17 protein-coding genes and 1 pseudogene are annotated in these 19,971 nt (G+C 43.3%); 16 read left to right on the forward strand and 2 right to left on the reverse strand.

Annotated elements, in window-relative coordinates:
- The first annotated feature begins 95 nt into the window (after positions 1–95).
- The 8 genes from kdpA to IJ00_RS03240 all read left to right on the forward strand — a co-directional run bounded on the left by kdpA (position 96) and on the right by IJ00_RS03240 (position 9,179).
- On the forward strand, positions 96–1,769 hold the full coding sequence (kdpA, locus tag IJ00_RS03205; RefSeq protein ID WP_035149993.1) for a potassium-transporting ATPase subunit KdpA: 1,674 nt from the start codon (positions 96–98) through the stop codon (positions 1,767–1,769).
- Positions 1,766–3,847 (forward strand): potassium-transporting ATPase subunit KdpB, encoded by a 2,082-nt coding sequence (kdpB, locus tag IJ00_RS03210; protein WP_035149994.1) that lies wholly within the window; start codon positions 1,766–1,768, stop codon positions 3,845–3,847. The genes kdpA and kdpB overlap by 4 nt, the downstream gene beginning before the upstream one ends.
- Before the next feature lie 298 nt (positions 3,848–4,145).
- Positions 4,146–4,460 carry a potassium-transporting ATPase subunit F gene (locus IJ00_RS03215; RefSeq protein WP_238178423.1) on the forward strand — a complete coding sequence of 105 codons (315 nt, stop codon included), beginning with the start codon at positions 4,146–4,148 and terminating at the stop codon, positions 4,458–4,460.
- Positions 4,461–4,512: 52 nt separating this feature from the next.
- A complete protein-coding gene (gene kdpC / locus IJ00_RS03220; protein WP_035149995.1) occupies positions 4,513–5,085 on the forward strand; it encodes a K(+)-transporting ATPase subunit C in 573 nt (190 codons plus the stop codon).
- 5 nt (positions 5,086–5,090) lie between these two features.
- Complete coding sequence (gene kdpC, locus IJ00_RS03225; protein WP_046814707.1) at positions 5,091–5,726, forward strand: K(+)-transporting ATPase subunit C; 636 nt, start codon at positions 5,091–5,093, stop codon at positions 5,724–5,726.
- Positions 5,727–5,836: 110 nt separating this feature from the next.
- Positions 5,837–6,613 carry a hypothetical protein gene (locus tag IJ00_RS03230; RefSeq protein WP_052754369.1) on the forward strand — a complete coding sequence of 259 codons (777 nt, stop codon included), beginning with the start codon at positions 5,837–5,839 and terminating at the stop codon, positions 6,611–6,613.
- Positions 6,614–6,624: 11 nt separating this feature from the next.
- Entirely contained in the window at positions 6,625–7,737 is a 1,113-nt protein-coding gene (locus tag IJ00_RS03235) for a universal stress protein (RefSeq protein WP_035149996.1), read from the forward strand.
- Between the two features lie 491 nt (positions 7,738–8,228).
- A complete protein-coding gene (locus IJ00_RS03240; protein WP_035149999.1) occupies positions 8,229–9,179 on the forward strand; it encodes a DUF4365 domain-containing protein in 951 nt (316 codons plus the stop codon).
- Between the two features lie 155 nt (positions 9,180–9,334).
- On the opposite strand, the gene IJ00_RS03245 is transcribed toward IJ00_RS03240, so the two are convergent.
- Entirely contained in the window at positions 9,335–9,976 is a 642-nt protein-coding gene (locus tag IJ00_RS03245; RefSeq protein ID WP_035150001.1) for a Uma2 family endonuclease, read from the reverse strand.
- 94 nt (positions 9,977–10,070) lie between these two features.
- On the opposite strand from IJ00_RS03245, the pseudogene IJ00_RS27490 reads away from it, so the two are divergent.
- The 8 genes and pseudogenes from IJ00_RS27490 to murQ all read left to right on the forward strand — a co-directional run.
- Positions 10,071–10,240 (forward strand): annotated as a pseudogene (locus tag IJ00_RS27490) (DUF4351 domain-containing protein); the annotation flags it as partial.
- A gap of 156 nt (positions 10,241–10,396) precedes the next feature.
- Positions 10,397–12,100: a YdiU family protein gene (locus IJ00_RS03250; protein WP_035150003.1), complete on the forward strand. Its 1,704-nt coding sequence runs from the start codon at positions 10,397–10,399 to the stop codon at positions 12,098–12,100.
- A gap of 77 nt (positions 12,101–12,177) precedes the next feature.
- Positions 12,178–12,318: a hypothetical protein gene (locus IJ00_RS30095; RefSeq protein WP_371259635.1), complete on the forward strand. Its 141-nt coding sequence runs from the start codon at positions 12,178–12,180 to the stop codon at positions 12,316–12,318.
- 410 nt (positions 12,319–12,728) lie between these two features.
- Positions 12,729–14,456 carry a M61 family metallopeptidase gene (locus tag IJ00_RS03255; RefSeq protein ID WP_046814709.1) on the forward strand — a complete coding sequence of 576 codons (1,728 nt, stop codon included), beginning with the start codon at positions 12,729–12,731 and terminating at the stop codon, positions 14,454–14,456.
- Between the two features lie 418 nt (positions 14,457–14,874).
- A complete protein-coding gene (locus tag IJ00_RS03260; RefSeq protein WP_035150007.1) occupies positions 14,875–16,224 on the forward strand; it encodes a histidine phosphatase family protein in 1,350 nt (449 codons plus the stop codon).
- Positions 16,225–16,226: 2 nt separating this feature from the next.
- Complete coding sequence (locus IJ00_RS03265) at positions 16,227–17,501, forward strand: dihydroorotase (RefSeq protein WP_035150009.1); 1,275 nt, start codon at positions 16,227–16,229, stop codon at positions 17,499–17,501.
- 31 nt (positions 17,502–17,532) lie between these two features.
- Complete coding sequence (locus IJ00_RS03270) at positions 17,533–17,916, forward strand: DUF3110 domain-containing protein (RefSeq protein ID WP_035158351.1); 384 nt, start codon at positions 17,533–17,535, stop codon at positions 17,914–17,916.
- Between the two features lie 86 nt (positions 17,917–18,002).
- The gene (gene murQ, locus IJ00_RS03275) at positions 18,003–18,923 is read left to right on the forward strand and encodes an N-acetylmuramic acid 6-phosphate etherase (protein WP_035150011.1); all 921 of its coding nucleotides are present in this window, start codon (positions 18,003–18,005) and stop codon (positions 18,921–18,923) included.
- A gap of 55 nt (positions 18,924–18,978) precedes the next feature.
- Here murQ and IJ00_RS03280 read toward each other — a convergent pair whose 3' ends face one another.
- Entirely contained in the window at positions 18,979–19,950 is a 972-nt protein-coding gene (locus tag IJ00_RS03280) for an SMP-30/gluconolactonase/LRE family protein (protein WP_046814710.1), read from the reverse strand.
- Positions 19,951–19,971 lie beyond the last annotated feature (21 nt).

Genomic DNA, 19,971 nt, shown 5'->3' on the forward strand with positions numbered 1-19,971 from the left:
AGTTCCCAGAATCATATTTTACCCTAGGGTTACTATGTCATCAAAGATACAAAAATATTAACTAAAATATCTTCATCATCTACAGCTATAAATACATGGAACAAGGTCTTTTTCAAATAGGTATTACCCTAATTATTATCATTGCCATTACACCCATTTTAGGTAGGTATATTGCGGGTGTATTCATGGGTGAACGCTCAATTATCGACCCCCTACTCAACCCCATCGAGAAAGTTATCTATATTCTCGGAGGTGTGCGTCGTCAGGAAGACATGACAGGTTGGCAATATATTCGCGCTGTAATTTTTACTAACATTGCCATGGCAATTCTCGTATATTTGCTGATAATATCCCAGCAAGGATTGCCATTTAATCCCACAGGTTTGACTGCTCCCAGTTGGCATTTAGCCCTACACACGACAATTTCCTTTCTCACCAACACCGATCAGCAACATTACTCCGGTGAAACAACCTTTAGTTATTTTACCCAAACCACCGCTTTAGGGTTCTTGATGTTTACCTCTGCGGCTACAGGTTTAGCAGTGGGGATCGCCTTTATTCGCGGTGTTACAGGTAGACCCCTAGGTAATTTTTATGTAGACTTAACCCGTGGAATTACGCGCATTTTGTTACCCATCTCCATTGTGGGGGCGATCGCCCTAGTATTTCTCGGTGTACCCCAAACTCTCGCTCCTCCCCTAGTTGCCAAAACCCTAGAAGGAGCTAACCAATACATTGCCAGGGGTCCGGTGGCATCCTTTGAGATGATTAAACAATTAGGTGAAAATGGCGGTGGCTTTTTTGGGGTTAATTCTGCCCACCCCTTCGAGAATCCCAATCCAGCTAGTAACCTGCTGGAAACTATTGCCATGATTGCCATACCTGCGGCTCTAATTTATACCTACGGTATCTTTGCCAACAACCTCAAACAAGCTTGGTTACTATTCTGGATGGTATTTATTATCTTCCTGGTACTCGTGGTAATTACAGCCAGTGGGGAGTATGGTGGCAATCCCCTGATTAACAGTACCGTTGGATTAGAGCAACCGAATCTGGAAGGGAAAGAAGTCCGCTTTGGTTGGGCGCAAACGGCACTTTGGGCAGTGATGACAACCGCAACCATGTGTGGTGCAGTCAACGGCATGCATGATTCCCTGATGCCATCGGGCGGGTTTACCACCATGTTAAATATGTTCCTACAAATTATCTGGGGCGGTCAAGGAACAGGTACAGCCTACCTATATATATTCCTGATTCTCACCGTTTTCTTAACTGGTTTGATGGTGGGGCGCACCCCGGAATTTTTAGGACGGAAAATTGAAAAACGGGAAATTGTCCTTGCTAGCGTCGTTTTACTGATTCATCCCATCGCCGTACTCATTCCCAGCGCGATCGCCCTAGCATTTCCCACCCAACTAGCCGGAATCAGTAACCCCGGTTTCCATGGAATTTCCCAAGTCGTATACGAATATACCTCCGCCGCCGCGAATAATGGCTCTGGGTTGGAAGGTTTAGGTGATGGGACTCTCTGGTGGAATCTCAGTACATCCTTAAGTATTTTACTGGGTCGCTATGTCCCAATTATTGCTATCCTGCTCCTGGCTGACAGTATGGCACAAAAACAGCCAGTTCCCGAAACCCCCGGTACACTGCGGACTGATTCCCTGCTATTCACCGTCGTCACCGCAGGTGTAATTTTAATTCTCAATGTCCTAACATTCTTCCCCGTCCTCGCCCTAGGACCGATCGCCGAAGGTTTTAAATTATGAACTCAACACCTCGTAACCCACGTAACCGCCGCCGTCAAGCCAAGAAACAGGCAAAAGTCAGTAACAAAGGACTCTACCAAAGAGCCATCACAGATGCTTTTGTCAAACTCAATCCCCAACATGCGGTGAAAAACCCCGTGATGTTTCTAGTGTGGATGGGTACGATTATTACCTTACTTGTCACCATCGAGCCGAATTTATTTGGACCTGTTGCCGGAAAAAATCCCCGATTATTTAACGGGTTAATTACCCTGATTCTATTTTTTACCGTAGTGTTTGCCAATTTTGCGGAGGCGATCGCCGAAGGTAGGGGCAAAGCCCAAGCAGATGCACTGCGAGCCACAAAATCAGACACCCTGGCGAAGAAACTCCAGCCCGATGGCTCCACAATTGAAGTATCATCTACCACCTTGCAACGGGGTGACTCCGTATACGTGGTAGCAGGGGACATCATTCCTGCCGATGGGGAAGTAGTTATGGGTGTTGCCAGTGTGGACGAGTCGGCAATTACCGGAGAATCAGCCCCTGTATTAAAAGAATCCGGTTCGGATGTCGCCAGTTCCGTCACCGGAGGAACCCGAATTATTTCCGATGAGCTAGTAATTAAAATTACTGCCGACCCCGGAAAGGGCTTTATTGACAGGATGATTGCCTTGGTAGAGGGAGCAGAGCGCTCAAAAACACCCAATGAAATTGCCTTGACGGTACTGTTAGCAGTGTTAACCCTGGTGTTTCTATTTGTGGTTGTCACCCTCCCCACAATTAGTAGCTATGTGAAAATTCCTGTGAGCGTCCCCGTTTTGGTAGCTCTCCTAGTTGCCCTAATTCCCACAACTATCGGCGGCTTATTGAGCGCGATCGGGATTGCAGGGATGGATAGAGTTGCCCAATTTAATGTAATTGCGACTTCTGGACGCGCCGTAGAAGCCTGCGGAGATATTAATACTTTGATTTTGGATAAAACAGGGACAATTACCTTAGGGAACCGTTTAGCCGAGGAATTTATCCCCGTCAATGGGCACTCTCACCAAGAAGTAGCAAGTGTTGCCCTCGCTGCAAGTATCTTTGATGACACCCCCGAAGGAAAATCTATTGTCAGATTAGCAGAGAAATTAGACGCTCCACTGCATTTTTCCCAGGAAAAGGCTGAAGGTGTGGAATTTTCCGCCAAAACCCGGATGAGTGGCACAAATTTTCCCGATGGCAAACAAGCGCGCAAGGGTGCAGTATCAGCAATTAAAGGGTTTGTGCGTTCCCGTGACGGCAAGGAAACCCCAGAGCTAGATGCTGCCTATGAGCAAGTTTCCCTACTCGGTGGCACACCCCTAGCTGTATGCTTGGATGGAGATATCTATGGTGTGATTTACCTCAAAGATATTGTCAAGCCCGGTATCCGCGAACGTTTCGACCAATTGCGGCGTATGGGTGTAAAAACTATCATGTTGACTGGGGATAATCACATCACAGCATCGGTGATTGCTAAGGAAGCGGGGGTAGATGATTTTATTGCCGAAGCCTCTCCAGAAGACAAAATTGCTGTGATTCAACGGGAGCAGGCACAGGGTAAGCTGGTAGCAATGACGGGGGATGGCACCAATGATGCTCCGGCTTTAGCCCAGGCAAATGTGGGTGTGGCAATGAATACAGGTACTCAGGCAGCGAAGGAAGCTGCAAATATGGTGGATTTGGATTCTGATCCCACAAAGTTAATTGATATTGTCGGTATTGGTAAGCAACTATTAATTACCCGTGGAGCTTTAACAACTTTTTCCATTGCAAATGATATCGCCAAGTATTTTGCGATTATTCCGGTATTGTTTGCGGCGGCAAATTTACAGGATTTAAATGTGATGAAGTTGACGAGTACAAATTCGGCAGTATTATCGGCATTAATTTATAATGCGGCAATTATTCCGGCTTTGATTCCTTTAGCTTTGACTGGGGTGAAGTTTCGCCCTTTGACAGCAAATCAATTATTACAAAGAAATATCTTGATTTATGGTTTGGGTGGGGTGATTGCACCGTTTATTGCGATTAAGTTGATTGATATTGTGATTACGGTGGTGGGATTAGGGTGAGTGATGAGTGATGAGTAGTGAGTGATGAGTAATGAGTAGTGAGTAGAGACGTGTTAGCGTTAGCTTCGCCCTACTACGAAAACGATTAGCGTGTCGCTTTGCAACTCAGTTCCTCTGCAAGAGGCTATATCACGTCTGTGATGGGGAATGGGTGGATTATTTTTTTAAAGGAAGGGATTTGTAGATAAACTTTTACCCCTGGTAAAGCTACAAAGTCAACAGCCGAGAATTAGGGCAAAGGTGAAAGATTTCAGATGATTTGGATGTATCAAATAGCAAATGATAGCAATTGAAAATCATGAAAAATATGCTGACAAAAAATATTTTTGCTCGTCTGAGAGAGAATAATCAATTTGCTTCTCAACTGACAGATGTAAAAACAGATGTATTTGAGGCGATTGTTTTTATTTGGAATGGCTGGAAAAAGCAAAGATATCCGGCAATTATTTTCCTATCTTTATGTATCAATGTCTTGCTCGCGCCCGTAGTTTATGCAGCATCTGGGGGTAAATTTGAACCACGTCATGCTTACGCTTTGGGTGGGTTAGGGTTATTGACTTTAGGATTAGTAATTTATCTGTTTGATGTGGTATTTCATCCTGAGAAATATTAGAAGTGGGAAAAATTACTGGTAGAGATAACCATAAAATCAGAGGTTGATTGACATGAAAAATATACTTAAAATTATCCGTATGACTGTCGGATTGTGGGTATTGACTGCCTTGATATATCCTGTTGTGATTTTGGCAGTCAGTCAAGTTGCCTTTGCCAGTCAAGGAAATGGTAGTGTGTTACGAAATTCCCAAGGAACCGTTATTGGTTCGGTACTAATTGGTCAAGAGTTTAAATCTGAGAGATATTTTAGCGATCGCCCTAGTACAATTAACTATAGCCAAGATGAATCAGCCAAACCAACAGGTGTTTCTGGGGCTAGTAACTTGGCACCTAGTAACCCAGATTTATTAAAGAGAGTCCAAGAAGATGCTAGTCGTCTTCAACAGAAGAACACAAAACCCGTTGCCGATTTAATCTACACCTCTGGTTCTGGCTTAGATCCTCACATTTCCACCGCAGCCGCGCAAGCACAATTAAATAGGGTTGCTCAAGCGCGTAATTTGCAGCCCGGTGAGATAGCTGCTTTAATTGATAGGTATACAGAACGGAGATTTTTAGGGATTTTCGGAGAACCTGGAGTCAATGTTCTGGAATTAAATTACGCCCTTGATTCTCGACCATAACCCTAATGTCTATTTTGCGAAGCATAATTAGAGCCATACGCATGACTCTGATTATCTGGGTGTTAACTGCCATGATTTACCCTGCTATCATCTGGACTGTAGGTAGTAAGGCTTTTCCTGTTCAAGCTAATGGTAGTACAGTCTTCAATATTCAAGGTGAACCCATTGGTTCCGCATTGATTGGACAACAGTTTAAATCAGACAAGTATTTTCACGGTCGTCCAAGTACTATTAGATACAGTCAAGGCAGACAAGCAAGACCAAGGGGAATCTCTGGTGCAAGCAACCTTGCTCCTTCTAACCCTGATTTACTCGATCGCATTACTCAGCAAGCAAACCAACTACGAGATGATAATATCCAGCCCTTATCAGAATTAATTTATACTTCTGGCTCTGGTTTAGATCCCCACATCTCTGTACGTGCTGTGCGCGAGCAATTGGAAAGAGTTTCAAAAGCACGAGGAATTAGAGCCATTGAAATTTTACCTTTAATTGAAAAGTATACTGATGGCAGATTTCTGGGAATTTTTGGTGAACCGGGAGTAAATATCCTCAGGTTAAATTATGACCTAGACTTGCAGGATTTTAACCGTAGACAAAGCTCTCACCCGGAAAACTTCGGCGATCGCCCAACTCAATAGCAGCAGAAGTCTGCAAGAGGTGGAACTTTAAGATTACTTGCTTACGTCGCATTAACATCAGTGTGCTTGTGTCATTCCTAAGTAATAAGTAATCATTTTGGCAAAATATTATGTTGAAATCACTGAGTAAATATTTTCCTCATCAGTCCCTTATCTGGTTAGGAATCTTAGGCGCTAGTAGTATTTTGTACTCACTAACAATAGTCCACCAACCAGCCAAAGCAGAAGAATCTCTGGCAGAATGTATTCGGAATTTGATGAATGAGGGGATTTCTGAACAAAGTGCGGCGATCGCCTGTCGTCGGGATGAACGGGATGAACGGGATGAACCCGGTGAGCGAGATGAGCGAGATGAATGGCGAAGGGATGATAATTTTGTCGAATTACGGGCAAAGTCAGGTCCCACCCCGGAAGGTCGTTGGCGTTATGATAGCTCAGGGATTCCTGATGATGCCATGAGTCGTGCAGGGTGTGAAAGAGTTGGTTGGAATGATTGGCGTTGTCCGACTCGTAGAATCAGAGTACAGGTGCTAGATAAAAATTATAGAACCGTAGAATTACGGGCAAAGTCTGGTCCTACCCCCGAAGGACGCTGGCGCTATGATGCTCCTGGTATACCTAGTGAGTCCATGGTCAGAGCTGGGTGTGAGAGTGTAGGTTGGAGTGGTTGGCGTTGTCCAACTCGCAGAATCAGAGTACAAGTAGCAGAAAAGACAGAACGAGTAGTAGAATTACGAGCTAATTCAGGTCCTACCCCGGAAGGTCGCTGGCGCTATAACGCGAATGGAATTCCCTATGAATCTATGCGTCGCGCCGGGTGTGAAAATGTTAGGGGTGATGATTGGCGTTGTCCTAGTCGCAGAATTCGAGTCACTATCACTGAATAGTTAAATATTGCATGTATCCATCACGACGGGGAAAACATAAAATCTTTATCGGTATGGCTCCTGGTGTGGGTAAAACCTATAAGATGCTAGAGGAAGCCCATAGTCTGAAATCTGAGGGAATTGATGTTGTAATTGGGTTATTAGAAACCCATGGACGCAAGGAGACAGCAGAAAAAGCCGCAGGATTAGAAGTGGTTCCCCGTCGGGAAATTTCGCGGGGTGCAATGACTCTGACGGAGATGGATACGGAAAAAATTATCGCGCGATCGCCCCAACTGATTTTAATTGATGAACTAGCACATACTAATATTCCTGGTTCTCCACGGGAAAAACGCTACCAAGACGTGGAAATCATTTTGAATGCAGGTATAGATGTTTACTCAACCATGAATATTCAACATCTGGAGAGTTTAAATGACTTAGTAGCTAGAATTACAGGGGTAATTGTCAGGGAGCGTGTACCGGATAGGTTTTTAGAGGAAGCGGAGGAGATTATTGTTGTTGATATTACACCAGAAAGTCTCCAAGAACGTATCCGTGAGGGGAAGGTGTATGCAGCAGCGAAAATTGACGAGTCGCTGACGAATTTCTTTCGCAAACCGAACTTGATTGCTTTACGGGAATTAGCTTTGCGGGAAGTAGCGGATAATGTGGAAGAACAAGCTTTATCTGCAAATCCCCAGGGATTAGTTTGTAATATTCACGAACGAGTTTTAGTTTGTGTTTCCACCTATGCGAATTCTGTCCAGTTGTTGCGTCGGGGTGCAAGACTGGCTAATTATATGAATGCACCCTTGTATGTGGTATTTGTTGCCGATCCCGAACGGTTTTTGACTAAGGAAGAAAGCTTACATATTGAAAACTGCGAAAAGTTGTGTCAGGAGTTCGGAGGTACTTTTCTGCGGGTGACAGGTAGTGATATTGTTAAGGCGATCGCCCAAACTGCACAGAAGTATCGCATTACCCAAATAGTTATCGGTGAAAGTCAACGCTCCCGGTGGCAAATTTTACTCAGGGGTTCTTTGACACAAAAGTTAGTCAAATTATTGAAAAATATCGATTTACATATTATTGCGACAGATGTAGCCAGGAACAAGGAACAGGGAACAGGGGATAGAGAATAGAAGCGATCGCCGAACTGCGAACGGCTTTTTCACTACACTTGAGAATGTGGGTATTGTTTATGCCTATTTCTTTTCCTAAATAGCTGTTGAGCTAAACTCGACTTTATCCATTTTTCCTGAACCTCACAACCGATGCTGAAACCATTACAATATGGTAGTTTGAGTTTTTGAAGTTGAGCGCAAATCTGTGATATGGAAAAAGTATTTGCTAAAAAAACAGGATTTTTGTGGGATAAGGAAAGCCAAGTTCTCAATTTTGGAGAAAGTCGAGCTAAGAGCATGTTTGAAAAGTTTTTGAAGATATAATTTGTGATTCTGAGTGGAGCTTTGCGAAACGTTAGCTTCGTCGCTATAATTCGTAAACGCGTAGCGTGCCGTAGGCTGTAGAATCTAGGGTTTCGTCTACGTACTGAGATGCTTCGTTCCTCAGCATGACATAGAAGACGACTTTTCAAACAACCTCTAAGATTGAGAAAATCTCTAGTGCCGTAATGACCAAGTTACCTAAACGCTCTAAATCTCAAAAGATCGGGGTAAGTACAGCTGATCTTCTCAGTTCTGTTTTTGCCAAGTTTTGCAACGTTATCCCTGTCCCTCAAGATAGAGACTTCGGTATCGACTTCATCTGTGAAATTATGCGGGGAGAACACCCAACTGGAAAATTATTTAATATTCAATGTAAAGGGAAAGAAGAAGCCAAAGTAGAAGGTGATTCAATCACAATTCCCATCAAAGTCACGACTCTCAATTATTGGCTCCTTCAACCAAATCCAACATTCTTAATTGTTGTTGATGGCAAAGATGGTTTATTTTACTGGTCTTTTCCTCAAGAATTTCTCGGTTCACTCAATAAAAATTGGCAAGAACAGAATACAGTATCAATTCCAGTTCCTGTTCAGAATTGGTTCAAGCAAGATATAAATGACTTGCCTGCTCAATTAGTTTCAATAGTTAATTCACATGCATCAGCTACTCCTCGGAATGGCGATTATCTCGGAACATTAACACTTGGAGATGCCATAGATAGGGCTGCTGACTACGGATTACATGTTTTGAGAACACCCTTTCATCGTCCTTTTCAGTATATGGGAATGTTTATTGCAGATGCGGCAAGCGCGGTTGGTGGTCAACCCAATAAAGTTGGCAATATCATCGTTGAGTCTGATCAAGCCCACATGCTGTTAGAGGCAGAAGGAAATTTTGTGAATTATGTAGATATTGAACTAAAAAAGACTGCACCTTGGAGTCAGAGCCGCCCGTTTGATTCTGCGGCAATTTTAGGAGTACTTAGTATTAACCCAGGCGAGTTAGAATTAGCCCGTAAACAGACACACTTTCACACCTACTATGACCATAAGAGAAGATTAAAGATTGGTGTATCTTGTCAGTATGAGGGCGCACCGCTATCTGTAGGATTTAGCAGCAAGTATTACAGAGCTTGAAATGATAAATAAAAGCAATTCTGTTTCAAAAGTGGCATTGTTGTACCAAAAGTTGAAATTGGCTCAAGTTCAGAAGTAATATCATGTTCGGCTAAATACTTGCACTATATGCGACAATAAGCAAAAGTACATCGCGGCTACTACTCAACTCAGTTTTATATTAACTTTTCCCTGACCCAACTCCGAAAAGCTCGCATCACAGAATTTCTACCCGCCGTTTGACTTAATTCCAAATACTGAATAATCGTTGTGTTTAAATCAAAACTTGGGAATATTGCACTTCTGGACGACTCCACATAAGCACCATTCTTTAACAAATTGATTTGTAACTTTCCTTTTTCAAATCTCCAAAGCTCCGGTACCTTTAAAGATTCATAAATACTGGGATTTGTGCGACAAGTAACATCAATTTCCAAAGCTAAATCTGGCGGCGGGTCTGTTTCTAAATCTAATTTTTGCTTACCGCGAACCTTACTTTCATTTTGAATATAGAAACACTGGTCGGGTTCAATCCCCTGAAGCATTTTTTTGTTTTTGAAAGTAGTCGAACCTAGACTAATAAATTCAATATCTAACTCCTCTAAAAGCGCTTTGATTAAGTCACTAATAATTTCCTTCCCAAACTCATGTTCTGGCAGTGGAGCCATAATTTCCAACACCCCTCGGTCATAAGCGATACGCACAGCGCGATGTTCTCCTAACTCCTCAAGAATTGTTTCAAATTCTTGCCAAGTTACATCACGCAACAAAACACGTTGTCCTGGTGGAACATCGATACGTTTAATGTTCAATAGCATCTGATCGCTCCGGTGTTTCTCTGCGATTAATACTAGCTTAATATTGTCATACACCAACTACCACGATAAACCTACGGTTCGCTTTGCGATCGCTGAAGCGCTACCATTAAACCATCCCTACCAACAAGTAACACTGGAACTGGTTTACAGCCTGCGGGAAAATTTCAGAATAAATTCGAGCAGTTGGAAAATCTTGGGGAAGCATTGCTCTATTTTACCAGTATCAGCGATTTGGAAGCTTGGTTAAATATGCAACGGGAATAATTGCGATCGAGCGAAAATAGGGAAAAAAGATTATATGTTAATGCATCATAATCCTAGAAATAGCTGTAAATTTATTACACTCCCTGAATATGTTAGCCTCTATAAGGTTCTCAATTAAAACATGAATCTTTCCCAACAATACGGGCGCTAGGAACAATGTCATATTCATCTAAACCATCTGCCGAGTCTTGCGTAACGACCTTCGATGAGTTTGTGCAACTGGCAGATTATTCTCTGATGAACACTTTAAATGCCGATCCCGATGCCACGGTCGATGGTGACGATCGCCGTCCCCGTCAGGTTTTTTCTGGTCATTTCGTACCTGTGACACCCACGCCGCTTGCAGAACCAGAATACGTCACCCATAGCAGCACTTTTTTTAAGGAACTTGGGTTGAGCGATGAGTTAGCGTTTAATGAAAAATTTCGCCATCTATTTTCTGGTGATATCTCTGTAGCGCATGAACCTATGCGTCCGTTTGGCTGGGCAACTGGCTATGCACTGTCGATTTATGGCACCGAATATATCCAAAATTGTCCATTCGGTACTGGCAATGGTTATGGCGATGGTCGGGCAATCTCTGTGTTTGAAGGAATCATCAATGGGCAGCGCTGGGAAATGCAATTGAAAGGTGGTGGACCAACGCCTTATTGCCGTGGTGCCGACGGGCGCGCAGTGCTCCGTTCAAGTGTGCGTGAGTTTTTAGCGCAAGAATATATGCAGGCTTTAGGTGTTCCAACATCGCGCTCTTTGACACTGTATGTTTCTAAATCTGACACCGTTACCCGACCTTGGTATTCTCAAGACTCCCACTCCATCGACCCTGATGTTTTGGTGGACAATCCTGTGGCTATTTCAACTCGCGTTGCACCATCCTTTTTGCGGATTGGTCAGCTAGAGCTATTTGCCCGCCGTGTTCGCAGCAACGCTCATCCAAAAGCATTAGAAGAGTTGAGCATGATAGTGTCGCATTTAATTGAGCGAGAATACAAACGCGACATTGATCAAAATCTTAGTTTTGCAGATCAATTGGTTGAATTAGCGAAGTTATTTCGTCAGCGTCTGACAACCCTGGTGGCTAATTGGCTACGAATTGGTTACTGCCAGGGTAATTTTAATAGTGACAACTGTGCTGCGGGTGGCTTTACCCTCGACTATGGACCATTTGGATTTTGTGAAATTTTTGACCCTTGGTTTCAACCTTGGACTGGCGGCGGCAAACACTTTTCATTCTTCAATCAGCCGATCGCAGCAGAGGCAAATTATCATATGTTTTGGCAATCTGTGAGACCGCTGCTTGCAGAAGATGCCGAAGCTTTAGAACATTTCGACCAAGTACGTCATGGCTTTGCAGAAGCAATGCAAAAACAAATCCAAAAAATGTGGGCGGACAAACTTGGTTTGCCTGAATTTAATCCAACGCTATTTCAGGAATTAATGCAGTTAATGTCCCAGTCAGAGGTAGATTACACCATCTTCTTCCGAGAGTTATCTCATATACCAGACGATGTTTCAGCATTGCAAAAGAGCTTCTACGTTAAAACTTCGCCCCAACTCGATGAACAATGGCAATTTTGGCTAAAAAGCTGGCGTAACCTCGTCATTAAGGACGACAATTTGGCTGAGATATCAACAAAGATGAAACAGACTAACCCAAAATACGCATGGCGAGAGTGGTTGGTTGTCCCTGCCTATCAACAAGCCATGCAGGGCAACTACACGTTAATTAAAGAGTTGCAAGAAATACTGAGCTATCCATATGATGAGCAATCACAAGAAGTAGAAGATAAATACTATCGCCTAAAACCCAAGGCGTTTTCTAGCGTTGGTGGTGTATCGCACTATAGCTGTTCATCTTGATGACGACGCGACCTGAATCGCTTGGGTATTGTCAACTTAACTGATTATATTCAAGATGGTCTTTGGAGGTTCCCGTCGTGAAGCCAAATTTTAGTACCATGACAAAAAGTGATTTAAGAGCTTATGTTATAGCCTATCCCGACGATCGAACTGCATTTCAATTTAAAACACGTTGTCCTGGTGGAACATCGATACGTTTAATGTTCAATAGCATCTGATCGCTCCGGTGTTTCTCTGCGATTAATACTAGCTTAATGTTGTTATACACCAACTACCGTGCGTGATAAACCTACGGTTCGTTTTGCGATCGCCGAACTACAAGCGCTACCATTAACCATCTTTATCACCAAGCTATTGGGATATTTTTTCTAGTTTTTGGGTCGATGCCAGTTATTTTGAATAAATATAAATCTTTAACTTTACTAATTCGAGTACCAGATTCTACCCAGGATGAGGGCTGAACCATCATTTGAGTAATCATGGTAGTTATGGATTAGGTTGATATAGTCGTATTCTAGCAACGAATGCTGCCTAGCGGTTTTCGCACCTTGCAACAACACACTTTTTGCAAAATTCAAAATGATATAACTACTACACGACTATTGACCTTGACTAGTGACACCTAACTATGACAAATATTTATTATCAGGTAGCAATGCCCCAACCGGAGAACCACTTATTCGAGGTGGTTTTACGTCTTGAAGATTATCCCCACCCCATTCTTGATTTAAAATTGCCGGTGTGGACTCCTGGTTCCTACTTAGTGCGAGAATATGCGAGAAATTTACAAGATTTTACCGCCAAAACCACTGCACAACCCCTAATTTGGCGGAAAATTAGTAAGAATCATTGGCAAATAGAGACAAATGGAGAAAGGGAACTAACTGTCACATATCGGATTTATGCTAACGAATTATCTGTCCGCACCAATCATTTAGATCGAACCCATGGTTATTTTAACGGAGCAGCATTATTTTTCCGCTTACCTGAGTATGACAAACTGCCAATATCTGTAAGCATTATTCCACCCTATCCAGAATGGCAAGTCACCACAGCATTACCAAAGGTAGAAGAAGCAGATAATACCTATATCGCCGCAGACTTTGATACTTTAGTCGATAGCCCCTTTGAAATTGGTACCCATGACGTACATAAGTTTGAAGTACTAGGTAAACCCCATGAATTAGCAATTTGGGGAGACGGGAATTTTCAGCTACCACAGATGATTGCGGATATTCAGAAGATTATCCATGTGGAAGCGGAAATGTTTGGAGGTTTACCCTATCAACGTTATGTATTTTTGTTACATCTGTTAGCTCAAGCCTATGGGGGGTTAGAGCATAAAGATAGCTGCTCATTAATTTATCAGCGTTTGGGCTTTCGTGAGCGGGATAAATATGAGCGTTTTATACAGCTAGTTGCCCATGAATTTTTCCATCTGTGGAATGTGAAACGGATTCGTCCCCAGGGATTGGAAGTTTTTGATTATGACCAGGAAAATTATACCAGTTGTCTGTGGTTTTGCGAGGGAACCACAAGCTACTATGATTTGCTGATTCCTTTGCGAGCGGGGATTTATGATGCCAAGACATTCCAGACAAATTGGAGTCAGGAAATAACCAGGTATTTAAATACACCTGGACGACTGGTACAACCCCTATCAGAGTCAAGTTTTGATGCTTGGATTAAGCTATATCGTCCCGATGCCAATAGTGGGAATTCCCAGATGTCCTATTATTTGAAAGGGGAAATGGTGTCTTTATTGCTAGATTTGCGGATTCGGGCAAAACATCAAAATCAGCGATCGCTAGATGATGTGATGCGGCAGATGTGGCAGAAATTCGGTAAAAATGAAATTGGTTACACTAGCTATGAGTTGCAATCAGTCATAGAATCAGTGGCAGAGGAGGATTTGAGCGATTTCTTTGCCCGTTATCTCCATAGTACAGAGGAATTACCCTTTAATGAGTATTTAGCACCCTTCGGCTTAGAGTTAGTTGCCGAAACCTGCAAAGAACCATTTTTAGGGATACGGGTGAGTACAGAAAATACCCGGGAAATGATAAAATTCGTGGAATTTGCCTCTCCTGCACAACTTGCGGGAATTGATGCGGGTGATGAATTATTGGCAATCAACGGGATTAAAGTTGCTCCTGGAAATTTGGGCGATCGCCTCAAAGATTATCAACCTCAGGAAACAATCCACATCAGTATCTTCCATCAAGACGAGTTACACACCCTTCCTGTGACTCTAGCTGCTCCGAAGGCAAATAAATATCAAGTCAAACTGATGAAAAATGTCTCATCCTCGCAGAAAGACAATTTGAGTGGGTGGTTGGGAATGAAATACGAGTAATGAGTAAGGAGTAGGGAGTAAGGAGTAAGGAGTAAAGAGTAAGGAGTAGCCATAATGAACTGCGTACACCAAAACACATGAAAATGGGCATTAGGCATTAATTATTTCTCCCTAATCTCCCTAATCTCCCTAATCTCCCTAATCTCCCTAATCTCCCTAATCTCCCTTGTCTCCCTAATCTCCCTAATCTCCCTTGTCTCCCTAATCTCCCTTGTCTCCCTAATCTCCCTAATCCCCCTAATCTCCCTAATCTCCCTAATCTCCCTAATCTCCCTTGTCTCCCTTGTCTCCCTTGTCTCCCTAATCTCCCTTGTCTCCCTACTCCCCTGCTGATACAGTTTTTTATTCGGAATTCCGCGCAGAGTTTGTGCCGTTTTGCATTAGAATTAGACCTTTAGATAGAGGGAGGGCAAAAAGCATGACTCGTGTCATCATCGTGCGTCACGGGGAGAGTACTTATAATACTGAGAAGCGGATTCAAGGACGTTCCGATGCTTCGAGGTTAACAGAAAAAGGTCGTGAGGATGCTAGTTTAGTTGGGAAAGCCCTTGGTAGTATCAAATTTCATGCATTATATTGCAGCCCTTTGCAAAGAGCCAAGGAAACCGCAGAGATTATTTGCCAATCAGTACAAGCTCACTCCCCGGAAGTCAAACTGCAAGTAGAAGATAAATTACGAGAAATTGATTTACCTCTATGGGAAGGGATGTTGTCATCCGAGGTAAAACAAAACTTAGCTGAAGATTATCGTACCTGGAAAGAGCAACCCCACGAACTGAAAATGTTAGTCACCAGGGATGGGGAGACACAAACACATTTTCCTGTTTTATCTCTATACGCCCAAGCTCAGGAATTTTGGCAAGAACTTTTGTCTCGTCACCAGGGCGAAACAGTCTTAGTTGTTGGGCACAATGGTATTAATCGTGCTTTAATCAGTACTGCTTTGGGGATTCCAGCTGCGCGTTACCACTGCATACAGCAATCGAATTGCGGTGTGAGTGTACTCAATTTCTCCGGTGGTTTGGGTGAGACTGTGCAACTAGAATCAATGAATCAGACTCAACATCTGGGAGAAAACTTCCCTTCTCTGCGCCCCAATCATCAAGGTTTACGTTTATTATTAATTCGTCACGGAGAAACAGAGTGGAACCGTCAAGGGAAGTTTCAAGGACAAATTGACGTACCCCTGAATGAAAACGGCAAAGCTCAAGCCCAAAAAGCCGCAGACTTTCTCCAGGATGTAGATATAGATTTTGCTGTCACTAGTCCGATGTCACGTCCCCAGGAAACAGCAAAAATTATTTTACAGTACCATCAAGATGTAGAATTAGAATTACGGGACGGCTTGCGCGAAATTAGTCATGGACTCTGGGAAGGAAAATTCGAGAAAGAGATTGAGGAGGAATTTCCAGGAGAGTTAGAACGTTGGCGTACAATTCCTGGAGAAGTGCAAATGCCAGAGGGAGAAAATTTGCAGCAGGTTTGGGAGCGTAGCGTTGTGGCTTGGCAAAATTTGTTAGAAACAGCTTTCGCCAAGGGCTGTAAAACTGGTATAGTTGTCGCCCATGATGCCACAAACAAGACTTTGCTGTGTCACCTACTGGGTTTATCTCCTGAAAGCTTTTGGAATTTCCGTCAAGGAAACTGTGCAGTTAGTGTGATTGACTATGCCAAAGGTTTGGATGATTTACCAGTATTGCAAGCAATGAACATTACTGCTCATCTTGGTGGTGGTGTGCTGGATAAAACGGCGGCTGGTGCTTTGTAATTATGATAACTGAACTGCTACAACAAGTACGGGTAATTGACCCGGTTGCGGGAACTGACGCGATCGCCGATGTTTTAATTAGCAAACAAGAGGGGATAAATTCCCATCCTCAGATTGTATCAGTTGCGGCAACAATCACTGATATCCCCCAGGATGCAGTTATCCATGACTGTCGAGGATTACTTCTGGGTACTGGTTTGGTGGATTTATATAGCCATTCGGGGGAACCAGGATTTGAAGAAAGGGAAACCCTCACATCTTTGTTACAAGCAGCGACAGCAGGGGGTTTTACACGCATTTGTATTTTACCGGATACCTCGCCGATTATTGATCATCCCGGTGTTGTCACCCAGTTATTACAAGCAACTGCATCCGCAACTCCCTCTATTTATCTTTGGGGTTCCCTCACCCTCAATGCTGCTGGTAAACAAATGACAGAGTTTGCAGACTTGCTGAATGCGGGGGTAGTGGGTTTTGCTGAGAGTCAACCTTGGGAAAATTTGGGAACAGTACGACGAATTTTAGAATATCTCCAACCCTTGGGCAAACCTGTGTTGTTATGGTGTTGCGATCGCCAACTTGCAGGTAACGGAGTTATGCGTGAGGGTACAGATTCCATCCGCTTTGGTTTACCAGGAAATCCCACTGCTGCGGAAACCTCTGCGGTTGCTGCTTTAATTGAATTGGTGGCAACTACTGGTACTCCTGTACACATTATGCGCGTCTCTACTGCTCGAAGTGTGGAACTAATTGCCGCAGCGAAGTCACAAGGTATACCTGTCACTGCAAGTACAACTTGGATGCACCTGCTTTTAGATACCTCCGCACTCCAGAGTTACCATCCCAGTTTACATTTAGAGCCACCCTTGGGTAATCCTCAGGATAGAATAGCTTTAAGGCGGGCAGTGAAAACAGGCATAATTGAGGCGATCGCCATCGATCATGCACCCTACACCTACGAAGAAAAAACCGTAGCCTTTGCAGAATCACCTCCAGGGGCGATAGGTTTAGAATTAGCTTTGCCCCTATTATGGTCAAACTTGGTGGCAACAGGGGAGTTCACTGCCTTAGAATTATGGCAAGCTATGAGTAGTCGCCCTGGGGAATGTTTGCAGCAAAAAATCCCAGCCATTATTCCTGGTAACAAGGCAGAATTAACATTATTCGATCCCCACAAGAGTTGGCAAGTAGCAGGTAAATATCTCCATACTCTTTCCCGTAATACCCCTTGGTTAGGGGAAAATTTAACAGGAAAGGTTCTGCAAACGTGGAACTAACACACTATTAAATGTGATTCTAGATTTGACTATGCGTGTTTTTGTGTTACTATTTAATGCCCGTACCGCAAATGAAGGTATTCATTCCATCCGCGAAGGCGATCGCAACAAGATTCTTCTGTTTGAATCAGAGGACGATGCTACCCGTTTTGCCCTATTATTAGAAGCACAGGATTTTCCCACACCCACACCGGAAGCAATGGATTCGGAAGAGGTGAAAGCTTTCTGTGAAAAAGCGGGCTACGATTGGGAAATTGTACCAGAAAATAATGCTGTGGTCATGCCCCCAGAACGCAACCTTGAGGAAACAGACTGGGAAGCAGAGGAGACTGCAAAATCAGATACCCCAGCAGATACGGAATTCTCTGACAAAGATTTAGAACAAATTCGTCGCAAGTTAGAAGGATTACTTTAGTGCTGCTGATTCCTCCCCTGATTTCGCAAAGAAGTCGGGGATATGAATAGTCAAAAACTATCTCACCAATTAACACCCCTTCCCCCATGACTAACTTACAAGAACGTGGACATTTACTCACAGAGCAAGTTAACCCTAATAGTGCCAATTTAGACCAACTTAGCTGTTTAGAATTAGTAGAAATATTTAATCAAGAAGACGCAAAAGCTGTAGCCGCTATCGCTGCGGCAAAGATGCAACTTGCAGAAGCCATTGAAATCACAGCCCATGGTCTGCGGCATGGTGGTCGCCTTTTTTACATCGGTGCGGGGACTAGCGGCAGGTTGGGAGTTTTAGATGCAGCCGAATGCCCACCCACTTTTTGCACTCCCCCCGAAATGGTACAGGGGATTATTGCCGGGGGTGCAGGGGCTTTAGTCAGGAGTTCTGAGGATTTGGAAGACCGTAGCGAGGACGGAGAAACCGCGATCGCCGAGCGCAAAATCTCCCATCTGGATGTGGTAGTTGGTATCACTGCGGGAGGAACAACTCCGTATGTTCACGGAGCATTGAAAGCAGCAAAGCAACGGGGTGCAAGTACTATTTTTATTGCCTGTGTTCCCCAGGAACAAGTTAGTTGTGATGTTGATGTTGATATCCGCTTAATAACAGGTCCCGAAGTTTTGGCAGGTTCTACCCGTCTCAAAGCAGGTACGGTGACAAAATTAGCCTTAAATATCCTCTCTACGGGGGTGATGGTACAACTAGGGAAAGTGTACGGCAATCGCATGGTGGATGTGGCTGTAACTAATCAAAAATTGCGCGATCGCGCTTTGCGTATTCTCCAAGATTTAACAGATTTAAACCGTGATGGTGCTAATCGTCTTCTGGAACGTAGCGGCAAATGGGTAAAATTAGCCTTACTTATGCATTGGACAGGTTTAGATAAAGCAGCAGCTAGCCAGCTTCTAACAGAATATCAAGGGAACCTGCGTCAAGCTGCCTCTGGTTATGAGAAATCAACGTGATACTTATGAATCTGTTTATTGTGCTGATGATAACTGTAAAAACAACTAACCCATTTTAAAGTTTTCTACTGCGATCGCCAGATTCAAGCAAAATCACTGTACCTGGTTTAACACCTACTATATTAAGGCGTATGCGATACAACACATTACTAGCTGTGATATAAAGTGTTTTGTAGTCTTTGTCTCCCCAAGCCAAATTTGTGACTATATCTGGCACAATAATCTTGCCCAATAGTTGAGCGTTGGGTGAAAAAACCCATATTCCCCCTGAACCGCTACAGTAGATATTACCTTGGACATCCACTTTCATACCATCGGGTACACCTTTGTCAGCAGATCCTGGCAACTGTGCAAAAACTTGTCCCTTATCTAGCGTTCCATCTTGCTTGACCTGGAAAACCATGATATGTTGCTTTTGGGAATCGCTCACATACAGTTTTTTCTCATCTGGCGAGAAAGCGAGTCCATTAGGACGCACCATTTCCTGAGTCAGCAACTTTAAAGTTCCATTCAATAAAAGTCTATAGACTCCATAAAAACCCAGTTCTTCCTTATCTTTACCGATACCATAAGGAGGGTCAGTGAAATAAATACTACCATCTGACTTGGTGACGACATCGTTAGGGCTGTTAAGTCGCTTGTTTCCATAGCGTTCAGCCAAAACAGTTAATTTACCATCATTCTCAGTACGGACAAGACGACGATCATGTTCAGCAGTAATTAAGCGTCCTTTTAAATCCAATGTATTGCCGTTAGAATGTCCGGCAGGATGACGAAATATGGAAATCTGACCGTCAGGAGTCCATTTATAGATAGTATTTGCACCGATATCACTGAATAATAGGAAACCACGTTTATTCCAAACAGGTCCTTCTATAAATTTAAAGCCACCAGACAGTTTTTCTAATTTGGTATTATTGCTCAAAATGGTGTCTAATCCAACTCGGCTGTTAGCTTTGGTGTACTGGGCAATTAATATAGTCAGTAAGAAACTGCACGTAGCTATTGGCAAGATAAATTTGTTCATGATTATCTATGCTGAAAACTG

The sequence above is a fragment of the Calothrix sp. 336/3 genome (assembly GCF_000734895.2).
Lineage (GTDB): Bacteria > Cyanobacteriota > Cyanobacteriia > Cyanobacteriales > Nostocaceae > 336-3.